General features: G+C 44.7%; 11 protein-coding genes and 1 tRNA gene. 11 read left to right on the top strand and 1 reads right to left on the bottom strand.

Annotation, left to right across the window (positions count from 1 at the left end; translation table 11 throughout):
* Positions 1 to 90 precede the first annotated feature (90 nt).
* From purL to I5M27_RS17915, 11 genes are all read left to right on the top strand, one after another.
* The gene (gene purL, locus I5M27_RS17965; protein WP_200507772.1) at positions 91 to 2319 is read left to right on the top strand and encodes a phosphoribosylformylglycinamidine synthase subunit PurL; all 2229 of its coding nucleotides are present in this window, start codon (positions 91 to 93) and stop codon (positions 2317 to 2319) included.
* Positions 2320 to 2748: 429 nt separating this feature from the next.
* A tRNA-Gln gene (locus I5M27_RS17960) sits at positions 2749 to 2821 on the top strand.
* Positions 2822 to 2979: 158 nt separating this feature from the next.
* Positions 2980 to 3909: a ribose-phosphate pyrophosphokinase gene (locus I5M27_RS17955; protein ID WP_200507771.1), complete on the top strand. Its 930-nt coding sequence runs from the start codon at positions 2980 to 2982 to the stop codon at positions 3907 to 3909.
* Positions 3910 to 4044: 135 nt separating this feature from the next.
* Entirely contained in the window at positions 4045 to 4614 is a 570-nt protein-coding gene (locus I5M27_RS17950; protein WP_200507770.1) for a 50S ribosomal protein L25/general stress protein Ctc, read from the top strand.
* A gap of 443 nt (positions 4615 to 5057) precedes the next feature.
* Positions 5058 to 5621 carry an aminoacyl-tRNA hydrolase gene (gene pth / locus I5M27_RS17945; RefSeq protein ID WP_200507785.1) on the top strand — a complete coding sequence of 188 codons (564 nt, stop codon included), beginning with the start codon at positions 5058 to 5060 and terminating at the stop codon, positions 5619 to 5621.
* 252 nt (positions 5622 to 5873) lie between these two features.
* Entirely contained in the window at positions 5874 to 7013 is a 1140-nt protein-coding gene (locus I5M27_RS17940; RefSeq protein ID WP_200507769.1) for a hypothetical protein, read from the top strand.
* A gap of 61 nt (positions 7014 to 7074) precedes the next feature.
* On the top strand, positions 7075 to 7848 hold the full coding sequence (locus I5M27_RS17935; protein WP_200507768.1) for an HNH endonuclease: 774 nt from the start codon (positions 7075 to 7077) through the stop codon (positions 7846 to 7848).
* Positions 7829 to 8137: a hypothetical protein gene (locus I5M27_RS17930; RefSeq protein ID WP_200507767.1), complete on the top strand. Its 309-nt coding sequence runs from the start codon at positions 7829 to 7831 to the stop codon at positions 8135 to 8137. Before I5M27_RS17935 ends, I5M27_RS17930 begins: the two co-directional genes overlap by 20 nt.
* Before the next feature lie 255 nt (positions 8138 to 8392).
* Positions 8393 to 9673 carry a DEAD/DEAH box helicase gene (locus I5M27_RS17925; protein ID WP_200507766.1) on the top strand — a complete coding sequence of 427 codons (1281 nt, stop codon included), beginning with the start codon at positions 8393 to 8395 and terminating at the stop codon, positions 9671 to 9673.
* 29 nt (positions 9674 to 9702) lie between these two features.
* The gene (locus I5M27_RS17920) at positions 9703 to 9897 is read left to right on the top strand and encodes a hypothetical protein (protein ID WP_200507765.1); all 195 of its coding nucleotides are present in this window, start codon (positions 9703 to 9705) and stop codon (positions 9895 to 9897) included.
* A 432-nt stretch (positions 9898 to 10329) separates the two neighbouring features.
* On the top strand, positions 10330 to 11613 hold the full coding sequence (locus tag I5M27_RS17915) for an MFS transporter (protein ID WP_200507764.1): 1284 nt from the start codon (positions 10330 to 10332) through the stop codon (positions 11611 to 11613).
* Positions 11614 to 11742: 129 nt separating this feature from the next.
* On the opposite strand, the gene metG is transcribed toward I5M27_RS17915, so the two are convergent.
* On the bottom strand, positions 11743 to 13776 hold the full coding sequence (metG, locus tag I5M27_RS17910) for a methionine--tRNA ligase (RefSeq protein WP_234462595.1): 2034 nt from the start codon (positions 13774 to 13776) through the stop codon (positions 11743 to 11745).
* Between the last annotated feature and the right edge of the window lie 78 nt (positions 13777 to 13854).

The following is a 13854-nucleotide window of genomic DNA, read 5'->3' as shown; positions in this document are numbered from 1 at the left end:
CACGCACATTTCCGGGAAAAGCAGTTTTGTATTAGGCACATATCTGCAGAAAAGCGTACTTTTGCACCATCATCATTTCACCAATTTCCTGTGGAACAAACCCTGACTACCGTAGAAACTGCCAAGCAACTTGGCTTGTTAGAAGAAGAGTTCGAAAAAATTAAATCCATTCTGGGCCGCACGCCGAATTTTACTGAGCTGAGTATTTTCTCGGTAATGTGGAGTGAGCACTGTTCGTATAAGAACTCCATTGTGTGGCTGAAAAAACTGCCGAAAGATTCGCCAAGAATGCTGGCCAAAGCCGGCGAAGAAAACGCAGGTTTAGTAGACATCGGCGACGGCCTGGCTTGTTCCTTTAAAATTGAAAGCCACAACCACCCTTCCGCCATCGAGCCTTATCAGGGCGCAGCAACCGGCGTAGGCGGTATTAACCGCGATATTTTTACCATGGGTGCCCGCCCGATTGCGCAATTAAACTCCCTCCGTTTCGGCGATATTACCAAAGATAAAACCAAAGGCCTGCTGAAAGGCGTGGTAAAAGGCATCGGCGATTACGGCAACGCGTTCGGAATCCCGACCGTGGGCGGCGAGTTATTCTTCGATCCTTCGTACAATATTAACCCGCTGGTAAACGCGTTTTCGGCGGGTATTGTGGAATCGGGAAAAACGGTTTCCGCAACTTCTTACGGCGTAGGCAATCCGGTTTTCATCGTAGGTTCCGCCACCGGTAAAGACGGTATTCACGGCGCGGCTTTCGCATCTAAAGATATTACCGAAGATTCAGCGAACGACCTTCCATCCGTGCAGGTTGGTGACCCGTTCCAGGAGAAATTATTACTGGAAGCTACGCTGGACGTGATCGAATCTGGTTGCGTAATTGGCATGCAGGATATGGGCGCGGCAGGTATTACCTGCTCTACTTCCGAAATGAGCGCCAAAGGCGAGCACGGCATGGAGATCTGGTTAGACAAAGTCCCTACCCGTCAGCCAAACATGAAACCGTTCGAAATTCTGCTTTCTGAATCTCAGGAACGCATGCTGATCGTGGTGAAAAAAGGCGAAGAAGCTACTATTAAAAAGATCTGCGATAAGTGGGATCTTTATTGCGAACAAATTGGCGTGGTAAACGACAGCAAGCGCCTGACTTATTTCCAGAACGGCGAATTGGTGGCGGATGTACCGGCTGATGATCTGGTTCTGGGTGGTGGCGCTCCGGTTTATCACCGCGAATACCGCGAGCCGGCTTATTTCCAGGAAACGAAGAAATTCAAGATCGATAGCGTTTCAGAGCCAAAAAGTCTGGAAGAATTTAAAAAGATCGCCGAGCATTTGGTTTCGCACCCGAATATCTGTTCCCGCCGTTGGGTTTCTGAGCAGTACGATTCCATGGTAGGAACTGCTACGATGACTACGAACATGCCATCGGACGCAGCAATCGTGAAAATCAAAGGCACCAACAAAGCCATTGCCATTAAAGTAGATTGCAACAGCCGCTACGTAAATGCTGATCCGGAAGAAGGAACGGCCATTGCGGTAGCGGAAGCTGCCCGGAATATTGTGTGCTCGGGTGGTGAACCGCTAGCCATTACGAACTGCTTAAACTTTGGCAACCCGTACGTTCCGGAAGTTTACTGGCACTTTGTAGGCGCCATTAAAGGCATGAAAAAAGCCTGCGAAAAATTCGAAACCCCGGTAACCGGCGGTAATGTGAGTTTCTACAACCAGTCTTCCGACGAAGGTCCGGTGTTCCCTACGCCTACTATTGGTATGTTAGGTTTACTGGAAGATAAGTCGAACGCGATGACCTTGGCTTTCCAGAAAGCCGGGGACTTAATTTACCTGGTTGGCGAAGCGCAAAACGACATTAACAGTTCGGAGTATTTGTATTCTTACCAGAAAGTAGCCCTTTCTCCGGCGCCGCATTTCGACCTGGAAGAAGAATACAAAGTGCAGAACACAATTAAAGAACTTATCAAATCTAAAGCCATCACTTCCGCCCACGACGTTTCCGACGGTGGTTTGTACATTGCTTTACTGGAAGCTGCCATGCCGAAGCATTTAGGTTTTTCGATCAAAACGAATAGCGATTTCCGCAAGGATGCGTACCTGTTCGGTGAAAGCCAGAGCCGCGTAGTGGTTTCGGTGAAAGCTGAACAAAAAGCGGCTTTTGAGGAAATGCTGAAGTCTAAAAATACCGGTTTTACGTTATTAGGCGAAGTTACTTCCGGCGTTTGCGAAATAGACGGCGAAACCTGGCACCAGACTTCAGACATGAAGCACGTTTATGACAACGCTTTAGGCGAGATCATGGCGAATTAAATTGGCAGCAAGTACCTGGTAGCAAGTATCAGGACTTTTTAAAAGTAGCGCAGGGATTAATTCCTGCGCTACTTTTTTTATAAATCCCCTGAGTATGCCGCCAGTTTAACGGAGCGCAACTTGCCGCATACTCAGAGCTAGGAGAAAGTTTGCCCGGCACTGATCGAATATACGGGCAAAACGCTACTCTTTTCAGTCGAAAAACTCAGAATGCCTGCAGAAAATATTTGCTCAGTTGCCCTTCTAAGCTGTTAAGTAGCGGTTCTGACATTTTTCTTAAAATAGCTGGCGTTATATTTTCCTCAAAATCAGCCTTTAAGCCTTGCAATGGCAACTTTTGTCATTTTTTTTCAAAAATATTTTTGCAGGTTTAAAAATCCTTACTACATTTGCACATCGAATCACGGCAACGCCCGCTGAAACGAAGATTGTCCGATGGTGTAACTGGCAACACGTCTGATTTTGGTTCAGAAGAGTCCAGGTTCGAAACCTGGTCGGACAACGCAAAAGCCCCGAAATTCTTCGGGGCTTTTTTTATGCCCAAAGTTCTGATTTTCAGGAATAAATATTGGTATTCGGTTTTTATTCCGGCTTTTTATCCCTAATTTTGCGGCTTCATTCACTCAAACAACAAAACCAGAATTAACGCACTCTCCCGTTATGCCACAGGTTAAAATTTTTTCCGGTACCGCTTCTAAATATTTTGCTGAAAAAGTAGCCACTGCTTATGGCACCAACCTGGGCGATGCTACCTTATACAAATTCAGCGATGGCGAAATGGCTCCGCATTTTAATGAATCGATTCGCGGTGCGGAAGTTTTCATCATTCAGTCTACTTTTCCGCCAGCCGATAACCTGCTGGAACTGATGCTGATGGTTGATGCGGCCAAGCGCGCTTCGGCTCACAAAGTAATTGTGGTAATGCCGTATTACGGCTACGCCCGCCAGGACCGCAAAGATAAACCGCGCGTTTCCATTGGTTCTAAGGTAATTGCCAACGCTATTCAAAGCGTGGGCGCCGACCGCCTGATGACCTGCGACTTACACGCCGGTCAGATCCAGGGCTTTTTCGATATCCCGGTAGATCACTTAGATGGTTCGGCCATTTTTGTACCGTATATTAAAAGTCTGAACCTAGGCGACAACCTGATCTTTGCTTCGCCGGACGTTGGAGGTTTAGGCCGCGCCCGCATGTTCGCCAAGAACTTTGGTTCTGACATTGTGGTTTGCGACAAGCACCGGGCCCGCGCCAACGAGATCGCCTCGATGCAGGTAATTGGTAACGTAGAAGGCCGCGACGTAGTGCTGGTAGATGATATGATCGATACAGCCGGTACCATGACCACGGCTGCACAGCTAATTAAAGATAAAGGTGCTAAATCGGTACGGGCCATTGCTACTCACGCAGTGCTTTCCGGGCCGGCTTACGAACGCATCGAGAATTCTGTATTGGAAGAACTGGTAGTTTCTGACACCATTCCGTTGAAACAGGAATCTCCGAAAATTAAAGTGCTGACCTTCTCTGATCTGTTTGCCCGTGCCATCAGCAACGTGGTAACCCACGATTCGATCAGTTCACTCTTTATTTAAATGGTTGCATGGTTAAATTGTTTAATGGTTAAACTTCAGAAAAACCAAATCAACAATTTAACAATTAAGCCATTTAACAAATTAACAAGGCTATACATATTAGCAATATAACTTACATTTTTAAAAACAATTTTTATGAAAACGTTAGAGATTATAGGGTTTAAAAGAGCAAATCTCGGTAAAAAGGAGTCGAAAGACCTGCGCGCCGAAGCTATGGTACCATGTGTACTTTATGGCGGCGAGAAACAGGTGCATTTCCATGCTCCCATGATCATGTTCCGTGACTTATTATACTCACCGGAAGCCGCTCAGGTAAACCTGAACATTGAAGGTGATGAATATAAAGCTGTAGTACAGGCTTCTCAGTTCCACCCGGTAAACGAAATGCTGCTGCACGTAGATTTCCTGGAGCTGAACGACAACAAAGAAGTTAAAATGGATGTGCCGGTTCGTTACATCGGTGTTTCTCCGGGCGTTCTGGCCGGTGGTAAACTGGTTAGCAAACTACGTAAACTGAAAGTGAAAGCCCTTCCGGCTAACCTGCCAGATTTCGTAGAAGTAAACATTTCTGACCTGGAACTGGGTAAATCAGTAAAAGTTAGCAAGATCGAAGCGAAAAACTACACGATCCTGACCAACCCATCTGCCCCGGTTGCAACCGTAACCATCCCACGTGCACTGAAGCAAGCTGCCAACGAGAAATAGTCTTCCCGGCATCTGCCCGATCTTTTCAAAAAGCTCCTGTTTTCTTCGGAAGGCAGGAGCTTTTTTTGTCTGAACACGATTTAAGGGATGAAAGGATTTTCAGGATTTAATAGCTCTACAAAAAATCTGCGCATGTCTGATAAGTCCCCGTTTGGAGGGGCAAGGGGGAGGTTAGATCTGCTGGGTTTCTCCGGCACTTTTTAAGCTTAAATCCATACCGTTTTTCACTGCAAAACGCTACCGTTTCTGCCCTGAAAACCCTCAGCTAAAGCAGACGGCAATGAAATTATTGGCAAGACACATTACCATTGCCTTTAGGCAGCCATTTCCGAAACAAACCTTAATTTTGTATTCTTACTAAACCCAACCCACCGGAAGTGCTCAAAAGTCTATTCAACTTATTCCAGCCTAAAAAGGAAACTTCCGAAACGGAACCCACCGATATGAAATACCTGATCGTAGGCCTCGGCAACATCGGCCCCGAATACGCCAATACCCGCCATAATATTGGTTTTATGGTGCTCGACCACCTGGCTCAAAAACACGACGCCACCTTTGAAACCGGCCGTCATGCCTTTGTAACGGAAATAAAAACCAAAGGCCGCACTTTTACGCTCGTAAAGCCTACCACTTACATGAACCTGAGCGGCAAAGCCGTACAACACTGGCTCAGTACGCTTAAAATTCCGGCCAGCCAGATGCTCGTGATCACTGACGACCTGGCAATTCCGTTCGGTAAATTGCGGATGCGCAGCAAAGGCTCTGCCGGCGGCCACAACGGCCTGAAACACATTGAAGAAACCCTCGGCAATAACGAATACCCGCGCCTCCGCTTCGGCGTGGAAGCTAACTTCCCGAAAGGCCGCCAGGTAGATTACGTACTCAGCCCCTTCTCCGCCGACGAACAAATTGACCTGCCGGGCTTAATTGAAAAAACCGGAGAAATGGCAATTTCATTTGGCGCAATTGGGATTGAACGAACGATGAATTTTTATAATACGAAGTAGGAAAACGGCAGGGAACGTGCACAAAAAAACCGGAGTTTTCGACACGTTAGCAACTCATGTCGAATTTCAGCGCTTTTTTCGACACGAATGGAAATGAGAAAAAAAACAACAGAGAAAAGCTCTAAAAAACGAAAGCTTAATAAACAATTAAGCCATTTTAAGGTTAGTGGTTTTTGTAAATATTAAATAGAATCTATTTGCTATTAAAATGAAATATCTATATTTACACACTGTTAAATTTTAACTATTCCTATGAAACGCCTTTTAAGCACTTTCTTCTTCATATTGATTTCCAACTTTCTTTTAGCCCAATCAAGCGAAATAGAAGTTGCAGATTTATCTGTAAAAGTGCCTGGTTTAGGTTTCCAAGAATATTTTTATGGATTTGAAGAAGGTGACGAATTAATATTCACTTTTTCAGAGAATAATAAGAAAGAGGTTAAGCAGCTTGAGATAATTGAATATCCTAACACTATTAAGTTCTCAGGTACTCAAATTTCAAATACTTCCAAACGATTTAAAATAAATAAGCGGGGAGTATATATTTTTAAATTTACCAATTCAGCTATTGGTCAACGAATTTGCTCATTTAAAATTGCACGGATACCTGCAAATGCTTCTACATCAAGTTTCAACACAAGCATTACTTGGAAGCAAATTACAGATACCACTTTTACGACAATTACAAAACAAGAAATTACTAGGTACGATACTACTTTCAAATATTTAGCGAAGAAAGAGCTAATTAAAATAGATACAATTGCTCAAGAACTATTTAGTAAAAATGAACAAATTGCTGCCGGAACTACAATTGGCAAACCAAGTGAATCAATATTAACTATTACTTTACCAACTAACCAAATTTCTTCCTTAGAATCAAAAGAAGTAATTTCTTGGGCTTATTGGATTGGCGTTGGCCAAGAAGGCCATATTGCCTTTGAGTCAAATAAGAAAAAATATCTTCAGGCTGCTGGCTCCTTAGCAGATATCACCGGCAATCCATTAATTGGACTTGCTTTAAATCAAGTTGCTTTTTTGCCAACTGGAAACGCAGGCAGCAACGTTGGTTATTATTTTCTGCCAACTTTAAATGACGCACAAATTTTTATTAGAAGTTTCGATAATGGAGGTTTCAGGTATTTTGATAAAGGCAATGGAGTATCTGGATATGGGAGAAAAGACATTCCTTTACAAGGTACTTTTTATTTAGGTTTACATAACGATAATTTCCATAATGAAATTAATGTAACTGTAAAAGTAGTAGCTGTATCAGTTTATAAAAAGTACATAGAAAGACAAATTAAAGAACCAGTAATAACGCCTCAATACGTAAACAAAACTATAAAAGAACCAACTGTCACAATAAAGAGAATACCGGTTAATATGAATTAGTTTTTAGTTCTTTCTTTAATCTTATGAGTAACTATAAACTCATTTCTCAAAAAACAACTTAATGAAAGAAGGGCAAAGTCTTTGGACAAGAGAAGAATTAATTTTAGCAATTAATTTATATTGCAAATTGCCTTTTGGTAAATTACATAGCACCAATCCCGAAATAATTAAACTGGCGCGGTTAATCGGACGTACTCCAGGCTCTATTGCTTTTAAATTGGTGAATTTTGCTAGCCTTGACCCTAGTTTACAAGCAAGAGGCATAAAAGGTGCTTCAAATGCCAGCAAATTAGACAAGGAAATCTGGAATGAATTTTACCAACATTGGGATATTCTTCCTTTTGAAAGCGAAAAATTATTGGCCCAATTTGAACATTCAACGGTTGAAGAAATAAACAATATTGAGGAAGAGGAATTACCGAAAGAAGGTAAAGAAAGAGAACAACTGGTTAAGGTTAGAGTGAACCAAAACTTCTTTCGAAAAACCTGCTTAGCTGCTTATAATAATACCTGTTGCATAACCGGTTTAAAAGATTCTTCCCTCTTAATTGCTGGCCATATTCGCCCTTGGGGTATTGACGAAAACAATAGATTAAATCCTCGAAACGGAATAATAATAAACGCCCTTCATGATAAAGCTTTTGAAGCTGGTTTATTGACGATTACACCAAATTATAAGATCAAAATTTCATCTACTTTAAAGAAACAAAATAAAGAAGTTTCTATTCAGGATTATTTTCTAAAGTATGATGAACAGGAAATAATCCTACCTACCAAATTCTTACCTGAACCAGATTTCTTGGAATACCACAACAATGTCAGATTCAAACCTTAACATTCAACTAAGCTACTTGTACCGAGATGCAGGTAATTACAAGCAGTTCGGCAATATTATTTTCAGCAACCCGGAAAATATTCCTCTTGAAGTTATAAGCGCAAAAATCAGGGCTGCATTAATTGATGGCGAATATTTTGTGGCTTCGAAATGGCAAATTCCAGCATTACAAAGCTTCCATTTTGATGAAGAATTAGATCATAATTGGCATGAGTTTGAAGATATTGAATCTACAAAGGAGGAAGTAACTAATGAAAGAAGTATTTCAGAATTTCTTAACCAATTGTGATAATAAGCGTAAAGGCCGATATTAGTATAGGAAATATAAAACCCCTACCTTTACGCATTACAAAACCACCCCGCCACTTCTCCAACAATATCACCCGATAATTGAATTGTTACGGCGGAACTGGGGTTATACCTCCAGTACAAATAGTACCAACCCGAAGGATGCCTTTAAGTAAAGTGAACCTCCTTCACAACATCCGATCGCGGCTTCAGCCCTTATCCTGCTTCAGGCTGCAATTACAACCAAAAATCTTTAATGACATTTGAGAATTTAAACCTGATTGCCCCTATCCTGACGGCGTTACAAGCCGAAGGATACACCAACCCTACGCCTATTCAGCAACAAGCTATTCCGCTTTTACTGGAAGGAAAAGACCTGCTGGGTTGCGCCCAGACGGGTACTGGAAAAACGGCGGCTTTCGCCATTCCTATTTTGCAACACCTTGCTGCGCTGCCAACGCCGGCCCGCGGACAAAACCGCATCAAAGCCCTGATCTTAACTCCCACCCGCGAACTGGCTATCCAGATCGAGGAAAGCTTTAAGGCCTACGGCAAAAATCTGAACCTGAAACACCTCGTTATTTTTGGCGGCGTGGGTCAGAAACCACAAACCGACGCATTACGCAACGGCATCGATATCCTGGTGGCAACGCCGGGCCGTCTGCTCGACTTGATGAACCAGGGCTTTATCAACCTGAACCACATCACCCATTTCGTTTTAGACGAAGCCGACCGCATGCTGGACATGGGCTTTGTGAACGACGTGAAAAAGGTAATTGCCAAGCTGCCAACCAAACGCCAGAGTTTATTCTTCTCGGCTACCATGGCTCCGGAGATCATCAAGCTGGCCGATACCATGCTGGTAAACCCGGAAAAAGTGGAAGTAACCCCAATTTCTTCTACCGCCGAAACCATTAACCAGGCCGTTTACTTCGTCGATAAAAAAGACAAGAAGAACCTGCTGATCCACGTGTTAGAGAATAAGGCCATTAAAACTGCGCTGGTATTTACCCGCACCAAACACGGCGCCGATAAGGTGGTAAAAGACCTCGTAAAAGCCGGTATTTCGGCTGAAGCCATTCACGGTAATAAAAGCCAGAATGCCCGTCAGCGCGCGTTGAGCAACTTTAAAGAGCAAACAACCCGCATTTTAGTTGCTACCGATATTGCTGCCCGCGGTATTGATGTGGAAGAACTGGGCCACGTAATTAACTACGAACTGCCAAACGTTTCGGAAACCTACGTACACCGGATCGGCCGTACCGGTCGCGCCGGCAACGCTGGTATTGCCTTATCTTTCTGCGATGCCGAAGAGCACCAGTATTTACGCGACATCAACAAACTGATCAACCGCGCGATTCCGGTAGTGGAAGAGCATCCGTACGTAATGCACAACGCAGCGCACTTACAGGTTACTGCCGTTCCGCTTCCGCAAAAGCCCGGTAAGCCGCAGTTCCGGAATTCAAGCAATACCAGTAAACCAAAGCAGAAAAAGCAGGGCTGGTGGAGTAACAAACCGAAAGCAAAAGCTAATTAATTGTTGATTGTTAATTGTTGATTAACAAAATGAAAGAGCCGCTGGAGATTTTCTCCAGCGGCTTTATTGTTGATAAAATTCCAGATAAAACTCCTCTGCTACTTCGAGCTTTTCAGCCCTGGAAGGTCAACCACCCCAACCCCTCCTGTCCAGGCGCTATGATTAGGACACAAAACAATCATTCGGTCATCTCGACGGCAGGAGAGATCTCATCGGATTGGTAGTAAAGCCAGAATAAAAACTCCTACCAACCGGATGAGATCTCTCCTGACGTCGAGATGACATTAATAGCTGAAATTTGTGGTTTTTAAGCCTTTGATCATTCTTTTTCATTTTGTGTCCTAATTGTAGCCTGTCCAGGCGGGGAGCTTGTTTGTAGCCTGAATATTTTTCAGTAGGAGTTTCTGTGGTTTCATTTTCATAGTTTACAAAGCGGAAGAACGCTATACTTTAAGCACCAAAAACTCAAAGAAAGCAACACCGAAAGGCTCCCCTCCTTTTCAAGGAAGGGCCGGGGGTGGTTGATTTTCGAGCTTCAAAAATTCACTTCCACCACAACAACTTTTTCAAAGGAGAAACCAAAATCACCTCCCCCGTTTTTAGCCGCCGGGTTGGGTAAATTCGTACCTTTGCCCCGCTAAAATCTCCACCCGAAAATGTCCCAGGTTATCAATCTTTACCGCAACGCGTTTGGCGGCCTGTCGCAGGCTTCCTGGATGCTGGCGCTCATCATGTTCGTAAACCGGGCCGGAGCCATGGTGGTGCCGTTCCTGAGTGTGTACCTGACCGAAGCCATGGGTTTTAAGCTGAAAGATGCCGGTATTATCATGAGTATTTTCGGGCTGGGCGCAACCTGCGGGGCTTTTATGGGTGGCTGGCTTACCGATAAGATCGGGCATTTCAAGGTGCAGCTGGGAAGTTTGTTTCTGAGCAGCGGCATGTTCCTGGTCATGCTTCAGTTACAAACCTTCGAAAGCATTGCGGTTGGCATCTTTTTTCTGAGCCTGGTAGCGGAATGCCTGCGGCCGGCCAATGCCTCGTCGGTGAGTTATTATGCGAAGCCGGAAAACGTAACGCGGGCTTTTTCTTTGAACCGGATGGCCAGCAACCTGGGCTTTTCCATTGGTCCGGCGCTAGGCGGATTGCTGGCCAGTATTTCGTACCGCTGGTTGTTTGTAGGCGATGCCATTACCTGTTTTTCGGCAGGAATTTTCTTTTACTTTTACTTCCGGAGCCGCAGAGGTTTTAAGCAGCAAAAGCCGGCCGTTTCAGAAAATACCAACCTTAATTCCGCAGAAAACACTCCCGAAAATGCCATTGAAAACGCTAGGGAAAAGGGGCAAAAAACTACCAAAGTCCGTTCGCCTTATACCGATGTGAAATTCGTGTTGTTTGCTTTACTCAGCTGCATGTTTGCCACTACATTTTTCCAGTTCTTCACCACCCTGCCCATTTATTACCGGCAGGTTTACGAGCTATCCGAATCGGGCATTGGTTTGCTTTTGGCGCTGAACGGACTGCTGGTTTTTTCGCTGGAAATGGTGGTGGTTTACCTCATCGGCGACAAATTCAAGCTGGGGCATTTAATGGCTTTGGGCACGCTTATTATGGGCTTTTCCTTTGTAATTCTGAACCTATTCGAAAGCCATTTTATTCTCTACGTGGCCATGGCTATTCTGAGCGTTTCCGAAATTCTGGCCATGCCCTTTATGGCTACCATTACGGTGCAGCGCTCCAACAATTTCAACCGCGGTTCTTACATGGGCTTGTACACCCTCTCCTATTCCGCCGCGCACGTGATCAGCCCCTATCTGGGCACCAACATTATTGCCGATTTCGGGTTTGAAACGCTTTGGTATGTGTTGGGTGGCATGAGTGTAGTGGCGGCAGCTGGTTTTTACTTTTTAGTTCCGAAGTTGCAAGCCGAGGCAGCGGGTTAACCCCGACTTTTTACGACCGAAAGCACATCGTTTTTATTTGGAGAAGTTCATAAAAAAAGCAGCACAGAATTAATTCCGTGCTGCTTTTTAAATTTATAATATGAATTGCCGGTCCCTTCAGTTTACGAATTAACTCACGGAGCTGCCGTTGTTCACAACCGCCGACGGTTGCATAAATTTCAAACTGCCGTCCGCATTTTCGGCCATTAAGATCATGCCCTGGCTTTCGATTCCTTTGATCTCGCGTGGCGCTAAATTCACCAGAACGGCTACCTGCTGACCAACAATTGCTTCCGGCACGAAATGTTCCGCAATACCGCTTACAATCGTTCTCTGATCAATGCCGGTATCAACTTTCAGTTTTAAAAGCTTCTTGGTTTTGGCTACTTTTTCGGCTTCTAAAATGGTACCGATCCGGATGTCCATTTTCTGAAAATCGTCGAAGCTGATGTTCTCTTTAGAAGGTGCGGCTTGCGCGTTGGCCAGTTGGTTAGCGGTTTTGGTATCGAGCAGTTTTTGTACCTGTTTGTCTACCGTTTCGTCTTCCACTTTTTCAAATAACAGCTTTGCTTCGCCGATCGGGTGATTTGGTAAAATGTATTCCGCCGCGCCGGCTTCTTCCCACTTGCCTAAGTGAATGTTCAGCATATCGGCTAAGGCTTTGGCAGAAGTTGGCAGGAACGGCTCCATTACGATGGTTAACGAACCGCAGATCTGCAGGGCAATATTCAGGATGGTTTGAACACGGGCCGCGTCGGTTTTAATGAGTTTCCAGGGCTCGGTTTCAGCTAAATATTTATTGCCCAAACGCGCCAGGTTCATTACTTCCTGCAAGGCTTCTTTAAAACGATATTGCTCAATGGAAGCTGCGATCAACGCCGGAAATTTCGACATTTCATCAAGCACCAGTTTATCGAGTTCGGTCAGTTCATTTCGGGCCGGAACTTTGCCTTCGTAATATTTATGCGTGAGCACCAATGCGCGGTTTACGAAGTTGCCTAAAATGGCCAAAAGTTCGTTGTTGTTTCGGGCCTGGTAATCTTTCCAGGTGAAGTCGTTGTCTTTGGTTTCCGGAGCGTTGGCGCATAAAACGTAACGCAGCACGTCGCCTTTGCCTTTGAATTCTTCCAGGTATTCGTGCAACCAAACCGCCCAGTTTCTTGAGGTTGAAATTTTATCGCCTTCCAGGTTCAGGAACTCATTCGCGGGAACGTTATCTGGTAAAATATAATCGCCGTGCGCTTTGAGCATGGCCGGGAAAATAATGCAATGGAAAACGATGTTGTCTTTGCCAATAAAATGCAGCAGTTTGGTTTCCGGATCTTTCCAGTATTTCTCCCAATCTTCGGTAAGATCCTTGGTAGCAGAAATGTAACCAATTGGCGCATCGAACCATACATACAATACTTTTCCTTCAGCACCGGGCAGCGGAACCGGTACACCCCAATCAAGATCTCGGGTTACGGCACGCGGGTGCAAACCACCATCGATCCAGCTTTTACACTGGCCGTAAACGTTCGTTTTCCAGTCATCTTTGTGACCTTCCACGATCCATTCGCGCAACCAGCCTTCGTATTGATCCAAAGGCAAATACCAGTGTTTCGTTTCCTTCATCACCGGTTTTTCACCGGAAAGCATGCTTTTCGGATTGATCAGATCGGTCGCATTTAACGAACTTCCGCAGCTTTCGCACTGGTCGCCGTACGCGTTTTCGTTGCCGCATTTCGGACAGGTTCCTACAATGTAACGATCTGCTAAGAATTGCTGATTTTTTTCGTCGAAATACTGCTGCGAAACCTGCTCTACGAACTTGCCTTCTTCGTACAATTTTTTGAAAAATCCGGAAGCAGTTTCGTGGTGCGTTTGGTTGGAAGTGCGCGAATAAATATCGAAGGAAATGTTGAAATCGCGGAACGCATCACCCATTAATTTATGGTATTTATCTACCACCTGCTGCGGCGTTACGCCTTCTTTCTGCGCCCTGATGGTAATCGGAACGCCGTGTTCGTCGGAGCCGCAAATGAACTTTACGTCGCGGTTGTTGGAGCGTAAATAACGCACGTAAATATCGGCGGGCAAATACACGCCGGCTACGTGACCAATGTGTACGGGTCCGTTGGCGTAAGGAAGGGCGGCGGTTACGGTATATCTTTTCGGTTGCATCTTTTCAATTTGAAAATTGGGAGATTGGGAGATTTGAAAATGAATTTTCGTTGCTCCTCGTTTTAATTCTGCGTAGTA

Origin of the sequence: Adhaeribacter terrigena, assembly GCF_016623615.1 — a bacterium.
Classification (GTDB): Bacteria; Bacteroidota; Bacteroidia; order Cytophagales; family Hymenobacteraceae; genus Adhaeribacter_A; species Adhaeribacter_A terrigena.
The sequence above is the reverse complement of the archived record's forward strand: the minus strand, read 5'-3'. Positions and strand labels throughout refer to the sequence as shown.